This window comes from Neobacillus bataviensis LMG 21833 (assembly GCF_000307875.1).
GTDB classification, from domain to species: Bacteria; Bacillota; Bacilli; order Bacillales; family Cytobacillaceae; genus Neobacillus; species Neobacillus bataviensis.
On record NZ_AJLS01000151.1, the window covers coordinates 1 to 23,097 of the forward strand.

A 23,097-nucleotide genomic window follows, 5' to 3' on the forward strand; every position below is an offset into this window, starting at 1 on the left:
CTTTATCTCAGTTGGAGCGCTCCAGGCCATACGCCGCTGACCAGGGCGCTTGCGCTTTTCTTATTATTGGTCATTTCTCAACACTTTAACTGGTTTAAAAAGTCCGGGCTTGCTTGGATGTTTTGAATAAATAGCAAGAGCGAAACCTTCGTTCGTTTCAGCGATAATGGGTCCGTTAATATTTTCTAATTGTTCTGGTATAGGTAATAGTGCACCATTTTTTACTTTCTCTGCTACTTTATCATTAATCAGTAATTTCGGCAAATGAGAAAGAGCTGTTTCTAGCGGTTTTAACACACTTGAAATCGTGCCTGCTGCCATATGTTGTTCTATTTCTTCAAACGTTAAACAATCCTCCAAAGAAAATGTTGCAGATTGAACTCTTTGCAAATTAGACATATGGGCTGGGAAGCCAAGACGTTCGCCAATCATGACCGCCAACGTACGAATGTACGTTCCTTTACTGCAACTCACTTTAAAGCGAAATGAAATTTCCTCCCCTAGAAAATGCTCCCTATCGTCAAGCAGCTCAATTGAATAGATGGTTACTATTCTTGTAGGACGTTCAACAACCATTCCTTTTCTTGCATATTCGTAAAGCCGCACCCCTCCCACTTTTACAGCTGAAAACATAGGAGGAGTTTGTTCGATTTCGCCTGTAAGTGATTTTAGTATCTCCATGATTTCATCTCGAGAAATAATTCGATCAACCGATTTCCTTTCAACAACCTCACCTGAAGCGTCTTCAGTTGTTGTTGAAAAGCCAAGAGTCACTTCCCCCTCGTAAGCTTTTCCGGCATCCGTTATGTACTCAGCAACCTTCGTTGCTTTCCCAACGCAAATAGGCAGAACACCGGTCACATCAGGATCGAGTGTCCCTGTATGTCCTACCTTCTTCGTTTTCAAAATCTTTCTTAACTTAAAAACACAATCGTGCGAGGTTAACCCAGCAGGCTTAAATAGCGGTAATATCCCTTCCAAGATAAAATCTCCTAACACTATAGTTTTATCGAAAAAAATGGATAGACGGTTGTCTATCCACTTTTCATAAGATATTATTCTTCCTCGTTCTTTTCCAACGGTTTGTCATCCGTATGCAATTGATGAAGAAGCGTTTCAATGTGATTTCCATAATTGATGGATTCATCCCATTCGAAAATAATTTCCGGTGTTTTCCGCAGTCGAATACGATGGCCAATTTCTGTCCTAATAAAGCCTTTAGCTTTTGCCAGGCCTTTTAAGGTATTCTCCTTTTGCTCGTCATCACCTAATACAGATATAAACACTTTTGCTTGTTGTAGATCTCCTGTTACTTGAACGTCAGTAACCGTCACAAAGCCGATCCGTGGATCTTTAATTTTACGACCGATGATGTCACTAAGTTCTTTTTTCATTTGTTCTCCAACACGATTTGCTCTGTGGCTCAATACATTCACCTCTTAAGTTAAAGCCAATCAATCTCGGTGATTGTTCTTTCTATTTCTGGAAATGAGTCGATTAGTTTTAATGCATTTTGCAATTCATGCTCCGTGGAAACCTTTGAAGAGGTAACGACAGCAATGGCTATTTTCGTTCTTTGCCATACATCCTGATAATCCACCTCTGCCACGGATACATTAAATTTCTGCTTTAACCGAGTAAGAATTCGCTGCAAAACAGCCCGCTTCTCTTTTAAAGAATGCGCATCATAAATCATACACTCACATTCCACTATACCGACAATCATTTCCGTTCAATTTCTTCCATTACATATGCTTCAATGATATCTCCTTCTTTAACATCATTAAAGTTTTTAATGGTTATTCCACATTCATAGCCTTGTGCCACTTCTTTAGCATCGTCTTTAAAACGTTTTAAGGCATCAATTTGGCCTTCAAATATGACAACCCCATTACGAATTAAGCGAATACCGCTATCACGGGTAATTTTACCATCCGTTACATATGATCCCGCAATCGTTCCGACCTTTGACACCTTGAAGGTTTGACGGATTTCTGCTTGACCAATAATTTTTTCTGCAAACTCTGGATCAAGCATCCCTTTCATTGCGGCTTCAATCTCTTCGATTACTTTATAAATAATTCTGTGAAGACGGACATCCACTTTTTCCGCCTCTGCAGCACGTTTCGCATTTACATCCGGTCGAACATTAAAGCCGATAACAATCGCATTTGAAGCAGCAGCAAGGGAGATATCCGATTCATTAATCGCACCTGCACCACTGTGAATGATTTTGATATTAACACCTTGGACATCTATTTTTTTCAAGGAAGCTGCAACGGCTTCAGCTGAACCTTGAACATCCGCTTTTAAGATGATGTTCAGATCCTTCATTTCACCTTGCTTCAATTGTTCAAATAGATTTTCTAAACTAACGATAGATTTTTCACCACGTTGTGCAGCTAATGCTTGCCCAGCACGTGCTTCCCCAACTTGGCGGGCTGTTTTCTCATCCTCAAATACTACAAAACGATCTCCGGCCTGCGGAACATCACTTAGTCCAGTAATTTCAACGGGAGTGGACGGCTCTGCCTCTTTTACACGGCGGCCTTTGTCATTCACCATTGCCCGAACTCGACCATGGGTATTCCCCACAACAATTGGATCACCAATTTTAAGAGTACCGTTTTGTACAAGCAAGGTTGCAACTGAACCGCGTCCCTTGTCTAATTGTGCTTCAATAACGGTTCCAACAGCCTTGCGTTTAGGATTTGCTTTATATTCCTCTACTTCACCAACAAGAAGGATCATTTCAAGCAGGTTATCAATTCCTTCGCCTGTTTTTGCGGAAAGCGGCACAAAAATAGTATCCCCACCCCATGCTTCTGCTACTAATCCGTGCTCTGTCAATTCCTGCATAACACGATCGGCATTTGCAGCTTCTTTATCCATTTTATTAACAGCAACAATAATTGGAACCTCGGCAGCCTTAGCATGGTTAATTGCTTCAACCGTTTGTGGCATAACACCGTCATCAGCAGCAACAACAAGAATGGTAATATCGGTAATTTTTGCACCACGTGCACGCATGGTTGTAAACGCAGCATGTCCTGGTGTATCAAGGAAAGTAATTTTCTTTCCGTTTTCAACTACTTGATAGGCACCGATATGCTGTGTAATCCCACCAGCTTCTCCTTCGGTTACCTTCGTGTTTCGAATTGAATCGAGTAATGTAGTTTTACCGTGGTCAACATGCCCCATGATGGTAACAACTGAAGGTCTTTCAACTAGAGATTCAGCTGAATCTTCTGTAAAGTAAACTTCAAGATCCGTTGTATCAATCTTAATTTCTTCTTCAACCTCAACTCCGTACTCACCGGCGATCAATTCAATTGCATCTTTGTCTAAAACTTGATTTATGGTTGCCATTACCCCAAGTAAAAAGAGCTTTTTAATGATTTCAGAAGGTTCACGGTAGATCTTTTTCGCTAGCTCTCCCACTGTTAGAGATTCACTAAAGGTAATTTTAGCCGGAAGCTCTTTTTCTTTTCTCTTCACAGGCTGAGTTTGCTGTACAGGTGTATGAGATTTTTTCTTTTTATTATTATGATTGTTATTACGATTTTGGTAATTATTAAAAGGTCTTGCCTTTGCCTTATCAGCATTATTAAACACTTTATTTTCTTTTGATTGAGATTCCTGGTTTTGCTTTTTGCCTTCAACCTTTTTTGGTGGTGAGACAACCTTTACCTTGCTTGGAGCAGTATTTTTATCTGCTGCCTCCTCAAATGCTTTAGGTGTTTTGGACTGCACTTGAGGTTTCTTAGTTGATGACTGAACCGGGCGACTCTGATTAGGACGATTTTGCTGTCCTGCAGGGCGCGCATTGGTGCGGTTCTGTGAACCAGTATTATTCGGTTTTTGTTGTGATGGAGTTGTTTCTTTTTTATTATAGGCTGCATCAAGTTTTTTAATATCTGCATCTTCTATTGTTGCCATATGATTGGAGACCTCTATATTCATTTCTTTTAATTTATTGATAATTTCTTTACTTGATATATTGTGTTTCTTTGCGTATTCATAAACACGGATTTTACTCATTATTTCACCCCCGCTAGATTTAATCGAGCAACGTTACCAGTTTTTTTGCAAATCCATCATCCAAAACAGCTACAACAACGCGGGCTTCTTTGCCAATTGCTTGACCAAGAAGATGGCGATTTTCCACCTTTTTTAATGGAACCTGATAGGAATTACATTTATCTGAAATTTTTTTAGTCGTATTGTCAGACGCATCTGCGGCTAATAAAACGAGCTTCGCCTTTCCGTTCCGTATTTCTTTAACGGCAAGCTCTTCACCTGATATGATTTTACGCGCTCGATTGGCCAAGCCAAGTAATGACATCCATTGATTTTGTTTCATGTTGGATTGTCAGTTCTCCTTCTCTAATAGCTCAAGTAGTTCTTCATAAATAGAATCATTAATCGAAACCTCTAAAAGATTTGATAAGGTGTTTTTTTTCTTGGCTAGTAAAACTGCTTCTTTGTCCCTTGAAAGGTAGGCGCCTCTTCCGGACTTTTTCCCTGTCAAATCGATGGATACGTCGCCTTCTTTAGAGCGAACGATGCGAACGAGTTCTTTTTTCGGTTTCATTTCACCGGTAGCCACACATTTGCGCATTGGAACTTTTTTTCTAGTGTTCACACGTTTCACCTCACCTAATCGTCTATCCCATCTTCATAATCAAAATCGGTATCAACCTGATCATCAAACAGCCTAATGGTTTCTTCACGTGGATAAATTCCTAGTTCACGTGCTTCCGCTTCCGATTTGATGTCAATTTTCCAGCCTGTTAATTTCGCAGCAAGGCGGGCGTTTTGTCCCCGCTTCCCGATTGCCAATGAAAGCTGATAATCTGGGACAACGACTGTTGTTGCTTTTTCATTTTCGTTCACCATTACATCAAGAACTTTAGAAGGACTCAGTGAATTAGCCACAAAAACAACAGGATCGTCAGACCACTTCACAATATCAATTTTTTCACCCTTTAATTCATTGACCACCGCTTGAACCCGAGTACCTTTTGGTCCAACACATGAACCAACAGGATCAACCTCTTGATTATCTGAATGAACGGAAATCTTCGAACGGTCGCCAGCTTCACGTGCTACTGATTTAATTTCTACTGTGCCATCGTAAATTTCAGGCACTTCTATTTCAAATAAACGTTTTAATAATCCTGGATGGGTTCGTGATACGAAAATTTGCGGACCTTTTGTGGTTTTTTCAACCTTTGTAATAAATACCTTGATTCGATCATGCGGCTTATATCGTTCATTAGGCATTTGTTCATTAACCGGTAATAATGCTTCTATTTTTCCAAGGCTGACATAAATAAATTTAGAATCTAACCTTTGGACAATACCCGTCATGATATCTTCTTCACGATCGATAAATTCAGAATAAATAATTCCTCTTTCAGCTTCTCTTACACGCTGGGTTACAACTTGTTTAGCTGTTTGCGCTGCAATCCTGCCGAAATCTTTTGGCGTTACTTCCATTTCGACAACATCTTCTACTTGGTAATTCGGATTAATACGCACAGCATCTTCCAAAGATATTTCAAGACGTGGGTCAAATACCTGATCCACCACTTCTTTTCTGGCAAAAACCCGCATTGAACCGGCTTGTAAATTCATGTCGATGCGGACATTTTGTGCCTGATTAAAATTACGGCGGTATGCTGATACCAGTGCCGCCTCAATTGCATCAATTAAAATGTCCCTGGAAATACCTTTCTCTCTTTCCAGAATTGTAAGAGCATCTAATAATTCGCTGCTCATTTCCTTGTATCCCCCTAATCTTCTTCAATTTTTATTTTTTTCTCTACGAAAAAATAACCGCAAGTCGTGCATTCGCTACTTTTTCAAATGGAATATCAATCATTTTTTTGCGTGTCTTAATCTTAACTTCAATTTTGACAAGTTGACCATCAAATTCAAGTAAAGTCCCCTCGAAGCTTTTTTCACCATTAATCGGTTCATAGGTTTTAATAAAAACATTTTTACCGATTGCCTTTTCGAAATCTTTTTCTTTTTTTAATGGACGCTCGGCACCTGGAGAAGACACTTCAAGAAAGTAGTTATGGGGAATCGGGTCAATCTCATCGAGTTTTTCACTTAGCCGCTCACTAACTAAACCGCAATCCTCAATATCCACACCAGTATCTTTATCAATATAAACACGAAGGAACCAGCTTTTTCCTTCCTTTACATACTCAATATCAACTAATTCCAGACCAAGCTCTTGAAAAATTGGTGTCGCCAGTTCTTCTACAACTTCCGTTACTTTGCTCATGCTTTCCCTCCTTTACGAACTATTTCACCCATATTCTATGTAGTTCACGGAAAGTTTTATCAATTTACTCATCAAAAACCTTTATAACAAAGACGAAAGAGTGGGTTTCCCCACTCTTGAACACGAGAGTATTTCTTAGTATTTCCAATAAAACTATACCATAACCATAATATATATGCAAATGCAACCAATACAGAAGCGCTTTGCTAACGGGATTCTCACTTAAAACAAAGACAGCTGATTTTGCTCAGGAAGTGATTTTAAGCAGCCCTGTTTGTCCAAATATTCAAGTATGGTCTTAGATACTTTACCGCGTTGCTGCAGATCTTCTTTTGATAAAAATTCACCATCTCCTCTAGCCTTTACGATATTATAGGCCGCATTTGTTCCCAAACCAGGGATGGAATTAAACGGAGGGATTAGGGAATTTCCATCAATGATAAATTCCGATGCATCTGAGTGATAGAGATCATAGTTTTGGAATACAAAACCTCTTTCGGTCATTTCAAGTGCCAATTCAAGCACAGTTAACAGGTTTTTCTCTTTATTTGATACCTCAAGACCTTTTGCATTAATTTCTTCTATTTTTGCGCGAATCGCCTCTCCGCCTCTTGACATGGTTTCAATATCGAAATCCTCTGCCCGGACCGTAAAGTAGGCTGCATAATATAAAAGTGGAAGATGAACTTTAAAATAAGCAATCCTTACAGCCATTAATACATACGCTGCTGCGTGCGCCTTCGGGAACATATATTTAATCTTTTTACAGGAGTCAATATACCATTCCGGTACCTCATTTTTTCGCATTTCCGCTTCCATTTCTTCGCTCAGGCCTTTACCTTTACGGACAGATTCCATAATTTTAAAAGCAAAAGAAGGATCGAGACCCTGATAGATCAAGTAAACCATGATATCATCACGACAACCGATAACTTCACTAAGATTACAAATTCTATTATGAATTAATTCTTGGGCATTCCCGAGCCAAACATCGGTACCGTGCGACAGACCGGAAATCTGGACAAGTTCTGAGAATGTAGTCGGTTTCGTATCTTCAAGCATTTGCCGAACAAATCTAGTCCCAAACTCTGGGATACCCAGTGTACCTGTTTTACACATGATTTGTTGTTCCGTTACCCCAAGGGATTCGGTATTGCTAAAAATCTTCATGACTTCAGGGTCGTCTGTTGGAATTGTTTTTGGGTCAATTCCACTAAGATCTTGAAGCATCCGAATCACGGTCGGATCATCATGGCCCAGAATATCAAGCTTCAGAACATTATCATGGATGGAATGGAAATCAAAATGGGTTGTTTTCCATTCGGAATTTCGATCATCTGCAGGGAATTGAATCGGTGAAAAATCATAAACATCCATGTAATCAGGGATAACTATAATACCACCTGGGTGCTGACCAGTCGTTCTTTTTACACCAGTACAGCCTGATGCGAGTCGTTCTACTTCTGCATTCCGCATTTGCAAATTATTATCCTGCTGATAGGCTTTTACATAACCGAATGCTGTTTTATCGGCAACCGTACCGATTGTCCCTGCTCGAAATACTTTATCTTCTCCAAATAGAACCTTCGTATAGTTATGGGCACGCGGCTGGTACTCCCCCGAAAAGTTCAAATCAATATCGGGTACCTTGTCCCCTTTAAAACCGAGAAAGGTTTCAAATGGAATATCGTGTCCATCCTTCCGGTATTTTTCCCCACAATTGGGACAATCTTTATCAGGTAGATCAAATCCAGAGCCAACTGATCCATCGTTGAAGAACTCGGATTGCTTACATATTGGGCATACATAATGTGGCGGCAATGGGTTAACCTCGGTAATTTCCGTCATCGTGGCAACCAATGACGAGCCGACAGATCCCCGCGATCCAACCAGGTAACCATCATCAAGTGATTTTTTTACAAGTTTATGGGAAATTAAATAAATTACCGCAAATCCATGCCCGATGATACTTTTAAGTTCTTTTTCTAAACGAGCTTCCACAATTTCCGGAAGCGGTTCACCATAAATTTTATGGGCCATTTCATAACTCATTTGGCGCATCTCTTCTTCTGCGCCTTCAATTTTCGGTGTATATAAATCGTCTTTAATAGGTTTAATGTTCTCCACCATATCGGCAACTTTATTCGTATTAGTAACCACGATTTCCTTTGCCTTTTCCGCTCCCAAAAAAGAAAAAGCATCGAGCATCTCATTGGTTGTGCGGAAATGAACGTCCGGCAGTTCATGGCGGTTTAGCGGGTTCGCCCCACCTTGTGAGTTAACTAAGATTTTTCGATAGATTTTATCGTTTTCATTTAAATAATGGACATTTCCCGTTGCGACGACAGGCAGGCCTAATTTATCGCCAAGAATCACAATTTTACTAATAATATCTTCCATCGCTTTTTCATCGCGGACTAATTCCATTTCAATTAATGGCGCATTAACTTCTTTTGGCATGACCTCAAGATAGTCGTAAAAGCGGGCATGCGCCTCTACCTCTTCAGGTGACTTTTGCATCATCCCTTCAAATACTTCACCCTTGTTACATGCTGAACCAACAAGAATGCCATCGCGGTATTTTTGGAGAACCGATCTCGGGATTCTCGGAACTCTATAAAAATACTCAATATGGGAGATCGAAACAAGTTTAAATAAGTTTTTTAAGCCATGTTCATTTTGTGCTAAAAGCGTGCAATGATAGGGGCGAGCTCGTTGATAGGCATTCCCTTTTCCCATATTATCGTTAAATTCATCATGATATTCAATTCCCTTTTCAAGGGCATCTTTTAGCATTTTTAAGAGTAAATAGCCCGTTGCTTCCGCATCATAAATGGCACGGTGATGCTGGGTTAATTCGATATCAAACTTCTTAGTCAGTGTATTTAAGCGATGGTTTTTCATTTCTGGATAGAGGAATCGTCCAAGCTCAAGTGTATCAATGACGGGATTTTCCGCCTTCTCCAATCCAATCTTTTTATAGCCAACATTTAGAAACCCCATATCAAAGGATGCATTATGGGCTACCAAAACTGCGTCTCCTATCCAATCATGGAAATCCCTTATTACCTCATCCACCTCTGGCGCAGTTTGAACCATATCATCTGTTATACCCGTTAAATTGATGGTTGTGGCGGACAGCCGATGATGCGGATTCGCAAATGACTCAAATCGATCAATGATTTCCCCGTCCTTCACCTTTACGGCTGCAAGTTCGATAATCGTATTATATACGGCAGAAAGTCCAGTTGTTTCCACGTCAAAAATAACGAAAGTATCCTCTGCAAGTAAACGATGGGCATCGTTGTAGGCGATTGGCACCCCGTCATCGACAAGATTTACCTCAACTCCATAAAGAATTTTGATATCATTCTTTTTTCCCGCACCATATGCTTCAGGAAAGGATTGCGCTCCGGCATGATCTGTCACTGCAATTGCCTTATGACCCCACTTTTTCGCCTGAGCGATTAAGGTACTTACTGGCGTTACCGCATCCATTTGACTCATTGGGGTGTGAAGATGCAGCTCAACCCGTTTTTCATCATCCGGTGCTGTATCCTTACGTCCAACCGGCTTGATTTCATTAATATCATTTCCAATCATGACAAGGTCACGGACGAAGGTATCATTCTGGATGCTCCCGCGTACCTTCACCCACATTCCTTTTTTCACAAGCTGGAATAGGGCGGCATCCTCCTTATCTCTAGAGAACATTTTCACCATGATGGAGCTGGTGTAATCGGTAATCTTAAAGGTTAGCAGTGAACGGCCGCTTCTTAACTCTCTTATCTCGGCATTAAAAATATATCCTTCTACTGCAACCCTTCGTTCTTCATCGACAATATCAATTAAACTACGGAAGTCGCTATCATCTTTAATCGTTAAGCCAATTGTGAGTGGACCCTCCGGTATTTCACCCGAGTGTTCCTTTTCCGCTTCTTTCTTTTGCATCTCAACCATAGCCAATAAGCCACGTTCCTGGTCTTCCTTTTGTTTGGCAAGTAAAAATTGCTCATATTCCTCATTTTTTTCTTCGCTTTTTATGTCTGTCTCGATCGCAAGCAACGGAAAACCAAAGGATTGATAAATGTCGCCAATAACAGGGCCATATTTCCGTTTTAATGCTAGACCTTCTGCATCATTTCTCACGCTAACTGTCAGCTTGTTCCCATTGACATCCGGCATTTGTTCGTTAAGCAGCTTTAATAGCGGCGGCGAAATCCCATCAATTTGCTGGATACAAAAGCTCCAATATTCTTTTAATAATTCGGGTGTAAAGGCTTGATCCATTACATTCATATCATATGAAATGGAGGCAATATTCGTAAAGGTTCTTTCTAGCTGTGTTGTAAACTTAAGATAAACATTAAAAGGAATGATTTTCTCAAATAAAAACTGAAAATGCCACTTCCTTGCTTTTTTTTCAACTTGAAGCCTTTCTATTTGTGCATTGTTGAAATGTACCACTACAGCATCCTCAATCAATTGCAGCTGCTGGAGCAAGAGTTGGAATCGCTCTTTATTGCCAAGGGCATGTTCGCTCAAGAGTCTCTCTCCCATCTATTCAAAAATCTATAATATTACTTATATCAAAATTTAATTATATCATATGATACACGATGATTCGGTTTAATTCGACAGAAACCTTTATCCATTTTTGTTATGAAAAAATAAATGGGATCGCGGCAGCGATCCCAAATAGGCGGTAAAATTATTCTTCTTTTAAAGGAAAAACCTCTGAATATCGTTCCATGTGACGACCAGCATCAACAGCATGAGAAGGGCAAATCCGATAAAATGAACCATCCCTTCCTTTTGGCGGTCAATTGGCTTCCCTCTGACTGCCTCAACCGCAAAGAACATCAATCTGCCGCCGTCAAGTGCAGGAATGGGTAATAAATTCATAATCCCAAGGTTAATACTTAAGATCCCTGCCCATTTCATTAAATAATAAATACCCGATTTCGCTACTTCCGCAGTTGAATTATAAATTCCAACTGGTCCTGACAGGGCATCGATTGAAAATTGACCGGTGACCAATTTTCCAAGCATGACAAATATTTGCTTCGTCCAGAAATAGGTTTCGGTGAAACCGGACTTAATGGCTTGAACCGGTGACTTTTCAACAGGGCTATAGACGCCAATAATCCCCATTTTCTTTCCCTCGACTGTCTTTTCAAGCGGTGTTACTTGAATCTCACTTTCTTTTCCATCACGAATGACCAAGAAATCAAGTTTTTTATTTGGACTTTCACGAATGATTTCAACAACATCTGACCAGCTGGAAATTTCAGAACCGTTAATGCTTTGAACAATATCCCCCTCATGAAGGCCTGCAGCTTTGGCAGCACCGTCAGGGGTTATCACACCCAATTTGGGATCATTCGATGGTACGCCTTGTAATAAAGCGATAATAATAAAAACAACAAAAGCAAGAACAAAGTTCATTGCCGGTCCGGCGAAAATTGCCAAAAACCGTTGTGGCAAGGTCTTTGAGCCAAATTGACGATCGATGGGTGCGATTTGAGATTCAATCCCATTTTCTACAATAACTGCTTTAGGATCGATTCTAAAAGTCTGTAAACTTTCATTCTCATCTTCCGGATATCCCTTAATGATTAAATCCTTTTCGATATCAGCATACTCCACTTCAACAATACGGCAATGTGGATATTTTTCTTTATTGTTTAAAATAATCTTATTTACCATATTATCATTACCCAGTAATAATCCAATTCGATATCCTGGCTTGATTTCAACCATTTCCGGATCTTCACCGGCCATACGAACAAAGCCGCCAATTGGTAATAAGCGAATCGTATAGGTAGTTTCACCTTTCTTATGGGTGAACACTTTAGGCCCCATACCAATCGCAAATTCACGACAAAGAATACCTGCTCTTTTAGCGAAAATAAAATGTCCTAACTCATGAAAGAAAACGAGTGCGCCAAAAATCACAATAAAGGCAATAACTGTAGTCAATAATAAAACCACCCTTTTTTATAGAAGTGAATGTACAAACTGTCTCGTTTCTTTATCTACCTCTTCTATCGTCATCAAACTAGGATGTTCAATGGTTTGATGAGTGTTTAATGCCTTTTCAATCAAATCTTCAATCTGCAAGAAACGAATCTTACCTTCCAAAAATGCTGCTACAGCGACTTCGTTTGCCGCATTCAAAACCGTCGGCATTGTTCCGCCTTTTTTCCCGGCCATATAAGCAAACTGCAAGCAACGGAATCTGTTTACATCCATTTCCTCAAAATGCAGTTTTCCTACACTTGCTAAATCTAATCGATTTGCGGCCAACCGCGGCAAGCGATCAGGGTACGTGAGTGCATATTGGATTGGCACTCTCATATCTGGTGTTCCAAGCTGCGCGATGATGCTTGAGTCATGAAATTCAACCATCGAATGGATAATGCTTTCTTTATGTAGCAATACATTAATTTTTTCATACGGCATTTGAAAAAGCCAATGGGCCTCAATGACCTCTAATCCTTTGTTCATCATCGTGGCAGAATCAATAGTAATTTTCGCACCCATCGACCAATTTGGGTGGTTTAAAGCATCTTCGACAGTGACATTTTCTAACTCTTCACGCGTTTTATCGCGAAAACTTCCACCAGATGCTGTTAAAATTAATCTTTCAATATTTTTATCCTTTTCCCCTTGCAAGGCTTGGAAAATAGCTGAATGCTCACTATCAACCGGAAGAAGTTGTACATTATTCTTTTTGGCAGCAGCCATTACTAAATGACCCGCCGTAACAAGTGTTTCTTTGTTAGCAATAGCTATTTCTTTCCCTGACTCAATTGCTTGTAAGGTGGGATGAAGCCCTACGCTGCCAAGTACGGCATTGACCAGGATATCCGACTTTTCATATACAGCAACTTCAATCAATCCCTCATTGCCGTAGGTAAACCTGGTTTTTGGAAATTCTGCTTTTAATGTATGAAAGTCACCATAATCTTGTACAGAAACAAGCTCTGGATTAAATTCTACAATCAATTTTCGTGCCAAATCAATATTTTTCCCTACAGAAAATGTTGCTAACTTAAATTCCGCAGGATGCTCACGTATAATATCAAGCGTCTGTGTTCCAACGGATCCTGATGCACCCAATAAACTAATTAATTTCAATACATTCAACTCCTATAAAAATCAAAAACAAACCAATTATCCCCAGAGATGAAATAGGTGTAATATTGGCCAAACAAAGATTAGGCTGTCAAAGCGGTCAAGTATACCACCATGACCAGGTAAGATTTTCCCTGAATCCTTTACATTAAAATGACGTTTGAAAGCGGATTGAACAAGATCGCCAATTTGGCCAAAAACAGAAAGGACGATCGTTATTGCAATGATTGACCCTTTTATATCGGTAAGTAATACAAAGAGAATTGCTACAATAACAGCACAAACCACACCGCCAATTGATCCTTCAATGGTCTTATTGGGGCTGATTTCCGGCCATAGCTTTCTTCTTCCCAAAGCTTTTCCGATAAAATAAGCACCTGAATCTGTTGCCCAAATCATAAATAAGGAATATAAAATATAAACTAATCCTCCATCCACTCTTGTTTCAAAGAAAAAGTAAAAGCCAATTCCTACATAAAGGGAAGATAGAATGGAAAAAGAGACATCTTCAAATGTAAAACGATTTTTGGTAATCACTGTGTACGTCAATAATAATAGCAGGATCACAATGCACAGTTCTGTTTTTGAATAATAAAAGGTATCCAAGATATCGCTATACTTCTCTGGAAAAATAAGTACCCAAAGAAACAAAATCGACAGTATACCATGTATAGAGAAAATATTAAGATTCTTCATTTTGATTAATTCATACAAACCAACGGTTGCTAAAAAATACGTTAGTAATATAAGTGGAAACCCGCCATAGTACACAATTGGCAAAAATAATGCTGCTGCGACGACTCCTGTTATGATTCTCTGCTTCATATACTATTTCAACACCTTTGTTGCTTATTATATTCCTCCAAACCGCCGCTGACGATTTTGGAATGCCTCGATGGCTTCTAATAAATGCTCCTCACTGAAATCCGGCCATAAAACATCAGTAAACCATAATTCTGAGTAAGCTAACTGCCACAACATAAAATTACTCAAGCGAATTTCACCACTGGTTCTGATTAATAGGTCAGGATCCGTGTAATTTGCAGTCATTAGGTAGGAAGAAAAGACTTTTTCGTCAAGCTCCGTCTCCTTTAGTATACCATTTTTGTTATCATTTAAGACCTGCTTGACAGCATCAAGAATCTCAGCTCTGCTTCCATAATTTAAGGCGAAGTTTAGAATGAGTCCGGTATTATATTTGGTTTCCTCCATTGCTTTTTCAATTGCTCTAAGTGTATGTACTGGAAGCTGATCTTTATATCCCATCATTTTTACTTGAACATTATTCTTAATTAATTCAGGAAGAAAGGTTCCTAGAAATTCCTCTGGCAACTTCATAATGTATTCCACTTCATTTTTTGGTCGTTTCCAGTTCTCAGTTGAAAAGGCGTATAAAGTTAAGGTCTTAATTCCAAGATCATTTGCCAACATGGTTGTATTACGAACAACCTTCATCCCTTCATGATGGCCGGCAATACGCGGTAACGCCCTTTTTTTAGCCCAACGTCCGTTACCATCCATAATAATTGCAACATGTTCAGGAACAGGCAGCTTATTTATCTTTTCTATTTTATCTCGGAGTGTGGGAGTGGTTTTTTGCCTCTTCCCTAGTATAAATTTTTTTAACATAACATTGCTCCTTAGGTTCGTTAATCATTTCCTCCGATAATAGATCATTTTCAAGTGCAACTCGGGTGCAGCTATGTATTTCTAGTTAGCTGGTTTTATCATACCAAAAATACTAGAAGATATCTCTAATAATAACTTATGTAGTAAATAAGGAATTAAGAATAATGTATAAAACCCAAAAATAGTGAAAAAAACCCCCTAAAAAGAGGGTCTAGACATCCATTACACTTCTAATATTTCTTTTTCTTTTTCTTTAGTGATTTGATCGATTTTTTGAATGTATTCATCAGTCAGCTTTTGAACATCATCGGAAAAACCGCGAAGGGCATCCTCTGTAATATCACCATTCTTCTCAAGCTTTTTCAAAGAATCATTGCTATCACGGCGAATATTACGGAGCGCAACTTTAGCTTCTTCAGATTCTTTTTTGACCACTTTTACAAGTTCTTTCCGTCGTTCCTCTGTTAGCTGTGGAATGGCAATACGAATAATCTGGCCATCGTTCGTAGGATTTAATCCTAAATCAGACTTCAAGATAGCTTTTTCAATATCACCAAGAATGGATTTATCATATGGTTGAATCACAATTAGTCTAGCTTCCGGAGTAGTGATTCCTGCCATTTGATTTACAGGAGTAGGTGCACCATAATAATCCACGGTAATCCGATCGAGCAATGAAGCACTCGCTCTGCCAGCACGGATACTAGCAAGCTCACGAGAATAGGACTGAATCGCTTTTGTCATTCGATCTTTTGTGGAAGAGATGACTTGATTTGGCATTAGTTTTTCCCCCTAACGACTGTTCCAATTTTTTCGCCCATAACGGCTCTTTTAATATTTCCCTGTTCCATAATTGAGAAAACAATAAGTGGAATATCATTATCCATACATAGGGAGGATGCGGTTGAATCCATGACTGCTAATCCTTCCTTAATCACATCTAGGAATGATAGATCTTCATATTTAGTGGCATTTGCATCAATGCGAGGGTCTGCCGAATAAACACCATCGACATTATTTTTTGCCATTAAAATAACCTCAGCATCAATTTCTGCAGCCCGGAGTGCAGCCGTTGTATCTGTTGAGAAATAAGGATTACCCGTGCCGGCTGCAAAAATAACGACCCGCTGTTTCTCTAAATGTCTAATAGCGCGGCGGCGAATATACGGCTCGGCAACCTGACGCATTTCAATTGAGGTTTGCACACGTGATTCAATTCCTAAGTGCTCCAAACTATCTTGAAGTGCTAAAGAATTCATAACTGTCGCAAGCATCCCCATATAATCCGCTGTTGCTCTGTCCATACCCATTTCACTGCCAATTTTCCCACGCCAAATATTACCGCCGCCAACAACGACAGCTACCTCTACTCCAAGCTCTGCAATTTCTTTTACTTGAATTGCAATTGATTTGATGACAGAAGGTTTAATTCCAAAGCTTGACTCACCAGCAAGGGCTTCTCCGCTCAATTTTAAAACCACGCGTTTATACTTAGGACCGCTCATATAAACCTCCATTATGTAAATTTTTTAAAGTGCAAGCGCCGTGTTCAGGCGCTGGAGCTAGATATTTCTCAAATTTCTATTCTTTAAAAATAGGGAACACACCGTGTCCCCTATTCAAAAATCTATTACAGTAACATTCCCTTAACAGTTTTAGCTAGAGAATATTTGACTATTGTTTATTTACTTGGTTCATAACTTCTTCTGCGAAGTTATCTTCTCGTTTTTCGATGCCTTCTCCTACTTCGTAGCGTACGAATTCACGTAATGTTGCACCTTTCGATTCAACAAATTGACGTACCTTTTGATCTGGGTTTTTCACGAAAGTTTGGTCAAGGACACAAACATCTTCAAAGTATTTACCAAGACGGCCTTCTACCATTTTAGCAACAATATTTTCAGGCTTTCCTTCGTTAAGGGCTTGAGTAGTTAATACTTGACGCTCGCGCTCAACTTCTTCTTGTGATACTTGATCACGAGAAACATATTTTGGTCTTAATGCCGCAATATGCATAGAAATATCTTTAGCAGCATCTGCATCAGTAGAACCTTCAAGAACTGATAACACGCTGATACGTCCACCCATATGAAGGTATGCACCAAATGCATCATTATCAGTTTTAGATACTACAGCAAAACGACGAAGGGAAAGTTTTTCTCCAATTTTCGCAATTGCAGCGTTGATGTGATCTGCAACAATTGCGCCGTTTTCCATTGTTTGTGCTGTAGCTTCTTCTACAGTTGCAGGTTTGTTTTTAATAAGGTGTGCTGCAAGTTCCTTAACAAGCGTTTGGAATCCTTCGTTTTTCGCAACGAAGTCTGTTTCTGAGTTAACTTCAAGAATAACAGCATCGTTGCCTTCTGTTAAGATTGAAGTTAAACCTTCAGCAGCAATTCGATCTGCTTTATTTGCAGCCTTTGCAATCCCTTTTTCACGTAAGAAATCAATCGCTTTTTCCATGTCACCATCTGTTTCTGTGAGTGCTTTTTTACAATCCATCATACCCGCGCCAGTTTTTTCACGTAGTTCTTTAACCATTTGAGCAGTAACTGCCATAATGTTCTTCCTCCTTTAATTCTATGTACTATACTCATATCTTAGCCATCTATGCCCTGGATAAACATTTTTCATCTCGGATAACGGCAAGTTTTCTTTAAAAAAAGGTGATAAAGGGTCTCCCTCTTATCACCTTTTTTGAGTTCAATCAATAAAATTAAGCTTCTACTTGTACTTCTTCACCTTGTTTAGCTTCAAGGATGGCATCTGCCATTTTACCTGTAAGAAGTTTAACTGCACGGATTGCATCGTCATTCGCAGGAATCACAACATCGATTTCGTCAGGATCACAGTTTGTATCAACGATACCAACGATAGGAATGTGTAATTTCTTTGCTTCAGCAACAGCGATACGCTCTTTACGAGGGTCGATGATGAAAAGTGCATCAGGAAGTTTCTTCATGTCTTTGATTCCGCCTAGGAATTTTTCAAGACGATCTAGTTCTTTCTTTAATTGTACTACTTCTTTCTTAGGCAGTACTTCGAAAGTACCGTCTTCAGACATTCTTTCGATATCTTTTAAGCGGCCAATACGCTTTTGAATGGTTTCAAAGTTTGTTAATGTACCACCTAACCAACGTTGGTTCACATAGTACATACCTGAACGGCCTGCTTCTTCTTTAACAGAATCTTGAGCTTGTTTCTTCGTACCAACAAAAAGAACTGTTCCGCCGTTACCAGCAAGTTCCTTTACCCAGTTATAAGCTTCTTCAACCTTTTTAACTGTTTTTTGAAGGTCGATAATGTAGATACCGTTACGCTCAGTGAAGATATATTTCTTCATCTTAGGGTTCCAACGGCGAGTTTGATGTCCGAAATGTACACCAGCTTCAAGCAATTGCTTCATTGAAATAACTGACATGTTTTTTTCCTCCTAGTGGTTTGTTTTCCTCCGCTCATTTCATTTTTAAACAGAAACTGTTGTTCACAGCACCGTCTGTTTAAATCAACAAGCGTGTGTATTAACACCATGAAATAATATAGCATATGTGAAAATAACAATCAAGCATTACTTTTATTAAAAAAACAAAATCCCCAGATTAACTGGGGGTTTTGTTTTATTTAGATCTTAATTTATCAAGTTCAATTAAAAACTTATCATTTAAAACTTTAATATACGTTCCTTTCATCCCAAGGGAACGTGATTCAATTACCCCAGCACTTTCAAGTTTTCTAAGCGCATTGACAATAACTGAACGGGTAATACCAACGCGGTCGGCAATTTTGGAAGCAACGAGCAAGCCTTCATGGCCATTCAACTCTTCAAAAATATGCTCTATCGCTTCTAGCTCACTATATGACAAAGAACTGATCGCCATTTGAACAACCGCTTTGCTTCTTGCTTCTTCTTCAATTTCTTCCGATTTTTCACGTAATATCTCCATACCAACTACCGTTGCACCGTATTCAGCAAGGATTAAATCATCATCGTGGAATTTTTCTTGTAATCTTGCAAGGATTAATGTACCAAGACGCTCCCCACCGCCGATAATTGGAACGATTGTGGTCAATCCTTCTCGGAACAATTCATCGTTTTCAACAGGAAAAGCAGTATATTGGCTTTCAATGTCAAGGTTCGATGATGTTTCTTGAATATTAAATAAGCCCTTTGTATATTCCTCTGGAAATTGACGGTCTTCAAACATCTTTTTCATTCTTTCGTTTTCAATTTGTTGATAAATTGAAAACCCAAGCAATTTCCCTCTGCGGCTGACAATGTAAACATTCGCTTCAATTGTTTCACTTAACGTTTCTGACATTTCCTTGAAGTTTACAGGCTTTCCGGCCGCCTTTTGCAATAAAATATTAATTTTTCTCGTTTTTGTAAGTAAATCCATTGTGTTTCTTCCTCCTAATTAACTACAACCATTATTAAATTTTATTAGTTCCTAAAGGATAAATTGGGATAAATCTTTATTTTTAGAAATCGCATCCAGTTTATCATCAACATACTTTGGTGTAATAGTGATTTTCTCCATTGTAATATCGGGTGCCTCAAAAGATAGGTCTTCTAAAAGCTTTTCTAATATTGTATGGAGTCGTCTGGCACCAATATTGTCAGTATTTTGATTCACTTCGAATGCTACTTCAGCTATTCTACGAATAGCATCGTCAGAAAATTCAATTTGTATACCTTCTGTTTCCAATAATGCTTGATATTGCTTAATTAATGCATTATCCGGCTCAATTAAAATCCTGAAGAAGTCTTCAACAGTCAGCTTCGTGAGTTCTACACGAATCGGGAAACGACCTTGAAGTTCGGGTATCAAATCAGATGGTTTTGCCATATGGAAGGCCCCGGCAGCAATAAATAAGACATGGTCGGTTTTAATTGAACCATATTTTGTTACCACTGTTGACCCTTCAACAACTGGCAAGATATCCCTTTGAACGCCTTCTCTTGAAACATCCGCAGAAGAGCCGCCAGAATTCTTGCTGGCAATCTTATCGATTTCGTCAATGAAAATAATCCCTGTTTGCTCCGCACGATAAATGGCTTCAGACGTTACTTCATCCATATCGATAAGCTTGGCAGCTTCTTCACTTGTTAACACATTTCTTGCTTCACGGACAGTTAATTTTCTCTTTTTCCGCTTTTTCGGCATAAAGTTGCTGAGAGCATCCTGCATATTCATACCCATTTGTTCAATACCTGACCCTTGGAGCATATCAAACATGGATGGAGCTTGTTCCTCCACCTCAACTGTAACAACTTCATCTTCCAACTGACCAAGCGCAAGTTGCTCTTTGACAATTTTTCGTTTTTCATGAACAGAGTAATCTTCCTGTTGTGTCTCTTGCTCTGTATTCGAATTTCCGCCTCCAAATAACATTTCGAGCGGGTTTTTATAATTGGACGACTTTTTAGCAGACGGAACTAGTAAATCAACAAGTCTGCTGTTTGCATTTTCCTCGGACCGTTCCTTCACACTTTGCATCCGATCTTCTTTTACTAATCGAACGGAAGTTTCAGCCAAATCTCTCACCATTGATTCAACATCACGGCCAACATAGCCTACTTCGGTAAATTTTGTCGCCTCAACCTTTATAAACGGTGCGCCAACAAGCTTTGCAATTCTTCTAGCAATTTCCGTTTTCCCAACACCGGTCGGCCCAATCATTAATATATTTTTCGGAATAATTTCTTCACGAAGCTTTTCATTCAATAAGCCTCTTCTATAACGGTTCCTTAAGGCAACAGCGACCGCTTTCTTGGCATCCTTCTGACCGATAATATATTGATCAAGCTTTTCGACGATTTGACGGGGGGTTAAATTGGTTGTTTTACCCATAATTTTTCAGTCTCCTTCCCGTTATAGCTCTTCAACGATAATGTTGTGGTTAGTGTATACACATATTTCAGCAGCTATTTCTAAAGAAGCTTTCGCTATTTCTTTGGCAGTTAGGTGATCTCCGGAATATTTCTTCAATGAACGGCCGGCAGCTAATGCGTAATTTCCACCCGAGCCAATCGCCAGAATCCCGTCATCTGGCTCGATTACTTCTCCGGTTCCGGAAACAAGCAGCAAGCTTTCACGATCCATGACAATTAACATCGCTTCCAACTTGCGAAGCATTTTATCGCTTCTCCATTCTTTAGCAAGCTCGACAGCTGCTCTTTGGAGATTTCCATTATACTCCTCCAGCTTCCCTTCAAACAGTTCAAAAAGAGTAAATGCATCAGCAACAGAACCGGCAAAACCAGCCAATACTTTACCATTAAATATCTTTCTTACCTTTTTTGCTGTGTGCTTCATCACAACTGCATTCCCAAATGTCACTTGGCCATCACCTGACATAGCACATTCGCCGTTATGATGGACTGCAAATATTGTTGTTGCATGAAATTGATTCAAATTAATCTTCCTCCTTCTGGAGTAATCTCAGTCTCAAAAACACTAATGGTATGTAAAAGGTTAAGTAGGTTCTGTAGGTTCAACGAAATCACTGAAATCAAGTTGGTAATGTTCAATTGTATATTCTGCGTAATTCCGCTTAATTTGTAAACAGCAGATAAATAAATTTAATAAAACATTCACATTTATCATACTATTTACTGACAAGAGCTACTAAATCGTAACATACTTCTAAATTGCTTGCAACGAATTTTACAAAACTTTCACAAAGTTCTGAATTGTCTCTATTGCTCGGTTTGCATGCTGTAAATTCCTTTCCTGCTTCCCCTTTATTTTCACAGACAGTTCAGGAAATAAACCAAAATTGGCGTTCATTGGCTGAAAATTATCCGGATTGGCTGTTGTAATATAGCGTGCCATACTGCCAATCGCTGTTTCAGCAGGAAATTCAACAGTTTCGCTTCCATCCACTAATCGTGCAGCATTGATCCCGGCGATTAAGCCACTTGCAGCTGATTCTACGTAACCTTCCACCCCGGTCATCTGTCCAGCAAAAAATAAATCTTCCCGGTTACGGAATTGATATGTAGCCTTAAGAACTTTTGGTGAATTAATAAAGGTATTTCGGTGCATGACACCATATCGAATGATTTCTACGTTTTCAAGGCCAGGAATTAACTGAATAACTTCCTTTTGTGCTCCCCATTTTAAATGTGTCTGAAATCCAACAATATTAAATAGTGTTCCTGCTGCATCATCCTGCCGAAGCTGCACAACGGCAAAAGGTCTCTTGCCTGTTTTCGGATCCTCTAAACCAACCGGTTTTAACGGTCCAAACAGCATCGTTTTCTGCCCTCTTGATGCCATTACTTCGATTGGCATGCAACCTTCAAAAAAGACTTCCTTCTCAAATTCCTTCAACGGTACCGTCTCAGCAGAAATCAGTGCCTCATAAAAACGATTAAACTCTTCCTCCGTCATCGGGCAATTTAAATAGGCTGCTTCCCCCTTATCATAGCGGGACTTCAAATAAACTTTATCCATGTTGATGCTTTCTTTTTCAAGAATTGGTGCAGCAGCATCATAAAAGTAAAGATAATCTTCACCCGTTAAGTTCTTAAGCTGGGCGGAGAGATCCGGGCTGGTAAGCGGCCCTGTAGCAATAACCGTAGGCCCTTCGGGAATAGTGGTTACCTCTTCATTTACTACTGTAACGTTTTCATGACTTTTGACCATCTCGGTTACTTTTGCGGCAAATTCGTGACGATCTACCGCAAGAGCTCCGCCTGCAGGCACGGCACAGGCATCAGCCGCAGCAATAATCACCGAATCAAGTCTTCTCATTTCCTCTTTTAGTACCCCAACCGCATTTGTTAATGTGTTTGCCCGCAAGGAATTACTGCAAACCAATTCAGCAAATTTATCTGTATGGTGCGCGGGCGTTTGCTTAATCGGGCGCATCTCATAAAGTCGTACCTTTACGCCACGTTTCGCAATCTGCCATGCTGCTTCACTTCCTGCTAAACCAGCACCGATTACATTTATTGTTACATCCTTCACGTAAGAAACCTCCTGAAACTAGCATTTATTAACATATACATTATGGGAAGAAAA

Annotated in this window: 21 protein-coding genes; all 21 read right to left on the reverse strand. The window is 39.5% G+C overall.

All coding sequences use genetic code 11. The features are described from left to right. Positions 1-63 precede the first annotated feature (63 nt). The 21 genes from truB to trmFO all read right to left on the reverse strand — a co-directional run bounded on the left by truB (position 64) and on the right by trmFO (position 23,043). Positions 64-981, reverse strand: coding sequence for a tRNA pseudouridine(55) synthase TruB (gene truB / locus BABA_RS23360; protein ID WP_007087736.1), 918 nt, complete (start codon positions 979-981; stop codon positions 64-66). 74 nt (positions 982-1,055) lie between these two features. Further along, positions 1,056-1,427, reverse strand: a complete 372-nt coding sequence (gene rbfA, locus BABA_RS23365; protein WP_007087737.1) for a 30S ribosome-binding factor RbfA — start codon at positions 1,425-1,427, stop codon at positions 1,056-1,058. A 17-nt stretch (positions 1,428-1,444) separates the two neighbouring features. After that, positions 1,445-1,726 (reverse strand): DUF503 domain-containing protein, encoded by a 282-nt coding sequence (locus BABA_RS23370; protein WP_007087738.1) that lies wholly within the window; start codon positions 1,724-1,726, stop codon positions 1,445-1,447. After that, entirely contained in the window at positions 1,723-4,041 is a 2,319-nt protein-coding gene (gene infB, locus BABA_RS23375) for a translation initiation factor IF-2 (protein WP_007087739.1), read from the reverse strand. The genes BABA_RS23370 and infB overlap by 4 nt, the downstream gene beginning before the upstream one ends. A gap of 19 nt (positions 4,042-4,060) precedes the next feature. After that, positions 4,061-4,363, reverse strand: coding sequence for a YlxQ family RNA-binding protein (locus tag BABA_RS23380; protein ID WP_007087740.1), 303 nt, complete (start codon positions 4,361-4,363; stop codon positions 4,061-4,063). Positions 4,364-4,372: 9 nt separating this feature from the next. Beyond that, positions 4,373-4,645, reverse strand: a complete 273-nt coding sequence (gene rnpM / locus BABA_RS23385; RefSeq protein WP_007087741.1) for an RNase P modulator RnpM — start codon at positions 4,643-4,645, stop codon at positions 4,373-4,375. Positions 4,646-4,659: 14 nt separating this feature from the next. Then, positions 4,660-5,784, reverse strand: a complete 1,125-nt coding sequence (gene nusA / locus BABA_RS23390; RefSeq protein WP_007087742.1) for a transcription termination factor NusA — start codon at positions 5,782-5,784, stop codon at positions 4,660-4,662. 43 nt (positions 5,785-5,827) lie between these two features. Continuing rightward, positions 5,828-6,298 carry a ribosome maturation factor RimP gene (gene rimP / locus BABA_RS23395; RefSeq protein ID WP_007087743.1) on the reverse strand — a complete coding sequence of 157 codons (471 nt, stop codon included), beginning with the start codon at positions 6,296-6,298 and terminating at the stop codon, positions 5,828-5,830. Positions 6,299-6,520: 222 nt separating this feature from the next. Beyond that, positions 6,521-10,858 (reverse strand): PolC-type DNA polymerase III, encoded by a 4,338-nt coding sequence (locus BABA_RS23400; RefSeq protein ID WP_051186076.1) that lies wholly within the window; start codon positions 10,856-10,858, stop codon positions 6,521-6,523. Between the two features lie 162 nt (positions 10,859-11,020). Beyond that, on the reverse strand, positions 11,021-12,280 hold the full coding sequence (gene rseP / locus BABA_RS23405) for an RIP metalloprotease RseP (protein WP_007087745.1): 1,260 nt from the start codon (positions 12,278-12,280) through the stop codon (positions 11,021-11,023). A gap of 18 nt (positions 12,281-12,298) precedes the next feature. Further along, positions 12,299-13,441: a 1-deoxy-D-xylulose-5-phosphate reductoisomerase gene (gene dxr, locus BABA_RS23410; protein WP_007087746.1), complete on the reverse strand. Its 1,143-nt coding sequence runs from the start codon at positions 13,439-13,441 to the stop codon at positions 12,299-12,301. 36 nt (positions 13,442-13,477) lie between these two features. Next, the gene (locus tag BABA_RS23415; protein ID WP_007087747.1) at positions 13,478-14,263 is read right to left on the reverse strand and encodes a phosphatidate cytidylyltransferase; all 786 of its coding nucleotides are present in this window, start codon (positions 14,261-14,263) and stop codon (positions 13,478-13,480) included. Positions 14,264-14,290: 27 nt separating this feature from the next. Beyond that, a complete protein-coding gene (locus tag BABA_RS23420; protein WP_007087748.1) occupies positions 14,291-15,067 on the reverse strand; it encodes an isoprenyl transferase in 777 nt (258 codons plus the stop codon). 222 nt (positions 15,068-15,289) lie between these two features. Further along, complete coding sequence (gene frr / locus BABA_RS23425; RefSeq protein WP_007087749.1) at positions 15,290-15,847, reverse strand: ribosome recycling factor; 558 nt, start codon at positions 15,845-15,847, stop codon at positions 15,290-15,292. After that, positions 15,847-16,572: a UMP kinase gene (pyrH, locus tag BABA_RS23430; protein WP_007087750.1), complete on the reverse strand. Its 726-nt coding sequence runs from the start codon at positions 16,570-16,572 to the stop codon at positions 15,847-15,849. Before pyrH ends, frr begins: the two co-directional genes overlap by 1 nt. Before the next feature lie 169 nt (positions 16,573-16,741). After that, entirely contained in the window at positions 16,742-17,626 is an 885-nt protein-coding gene (gene tsf, locus BABA_RS23435) for a translation elongation factor Ts (protein WP_007087751.1), read from the reverse strand. 157 nt (positions 17,627-17,783) lie between these two features. Further along, on the reverse strand, positions 17,784-18,488 hold the full coding sequence (gene rpsB / locus BABA_RS23440) for a 30S ribosomal protein S2 (protein ID WP_007087752.1): 705 nt from the start codon (positions 18,486-18,488) through the stop codon (positions 17,784-17,786). Between the two features lie 196 nt (positions 18,489-18,684). Next, positions 18,685-19,464 (reverse strand): GTP-sensing pleiotropic transcriptional regulator CodY, encoded by a 780-nt coding sequence (gene codY, locus BABA_RS23445; RefSeq protein ID WP_007087753.1) that lies wholly within the window; start codon positions 19,462-19,464, stop codon positions 18,685-18,687. Positions 19,465-19,515: 51 nt separating this feature from the next. Continuing rightward, the gene (hslU, locus tag BABA_RS23450; RefSeq protein WP_007087754.1) at positions 19,516-20,919 is read right to left on the reverse strand and encodes an HslU--HslV peptidase ATPase subunit; all 1,404 of its coding nucleotides are present in this window, start codon (positions 20,917-20,919) and stop codon (positions 19,516-19,518) included. Between the two features lie 21 nt (positions 20,920-20,940). Further along, positions 20,941-21,483: an ATP-dependent protease subunit HslV gene (hslV, locus tag BABA_RS23455; RefSeq protein WP_007087755.1), complete on the reverse strand. Its 543-nt coding sequence runs from the start codon at positions 21,481-21,483 to the stop codon at positions 20,941-20,943. Between the two features lie 252 nt (positions 21,484-21,735). Then, a complete protein-coding gene (gene trmFO / locus BABA_RS23460; RefSeq protein ID WP_007087756.1) occupies positions 21,736-23,043 on the reverse strand; it encodes an FADH(2)-oxidizing methylenetetrahydrofolate--tRNA-(uracil(54)-C(5))-methyltransferase TrmFO in 1,308 nt (435 codons plus the stop codon). Positions 23,044-23,097: the final 54 nt, after the last annotated feature.

Excerpts from the sequence above, each read along its gene's own strand:
- BABA_RS23370 (WP_007087738.1), bottom strand. The coding sequence starts at position 1,726 with ATGATTGTCGGTATAGTGGAATGTGAGTGTATGATTTATGATGCGCAT.
- infB (WP_007087739.1), bottom strand. The coding sequence starts at position 4,041 with ATGAGTAAAATCCGTGTTTATGAATACGCAAAGAAACACAATATATCA.
- BABA_RS23380 (WP_007087740.1), bottom strand. The coding sequence starts at position 4,363 with ATGAAACAAAATCAATGGATGTCATTACTTGGCTTGGCCAATCGAGCG.
- nusA (WP_007087742.1), bottom strand. The coding sequence starts at position 5,784 with ATGAGCAGCGAATTATTAGATGCTCTTACAATTCTGGAAAGAGAGAAA.
- rimP (WP_007087743.1), bottom strand. The coding sequence starts at position 6,298 with ATGAGCAAAGTAACGGAAGTTGTAGAAGAACTGGCGACACCAATTTTT.
- BABA_RS23400 (WP_051186076.1), bottom strand. The coding sequence starts at position 10,858 with ATGGGAGAGAGACTCTTGAGCGAACATGCCCTTGGCAATAAAGAGCGA.
- BABA_RS23415 (WP_007087747.1), bottom strand. The coding sequence starts at position 14,263 with ATGAAGCAGAGAATCATAACAGGAGTCGTCGCAGCAGCATTATTTTTG.
- BABA_RS23420 (WP_007087748.1), bottom strand. The coding sequence starts at position 15,067 with ATGTTAAAAAAATTTATACTAGGGAAGAGGCAAAAAACCACTCCCACA.
- frr (WP_007087749.1), bottom strand. The coding sequence starts at position 15,847 with ATGCCAAATCAAGTCATCTCTTCCACAAAAGATCGAATGACAAAAGCG.
- pyrH (WP_007087750.1), bottom strand. The coding sequence starts at position 16,572 with ATGAGCGGTCCTAAGTATAAACGCGTGGTTTTAAAATTGAGCGGAGAA.
- tsf (WP_007087751.1), bottom strand. The coding sequence starts at position 17,626 with ATGGCAGTTACTGCTCAAATGGTTAAAGAACTACGTGAAAAAACTGGC.
- rpsB (WP_007087752.1), bottom strand. The coding sequence starts at position 18,488 with ATGTCAGTTATTTCAATGAAGCAATTGCTTGAAGCTGGTGTACATTTC.
- codY (WP_007087753.1), bottom strand. The coding sequence starts at position 19,464 with ATGGATTTACTTACAAAAACGAGAAAAATTAATATTTTATTGCAAAAG.
- hslU (WP_007087754.1), bottom strand. The coding sequence starts at position 20,919 with ATGGGTAAAACAACCAATTTAACCCCCCGTCAAATCGTCGAAAAGCTT.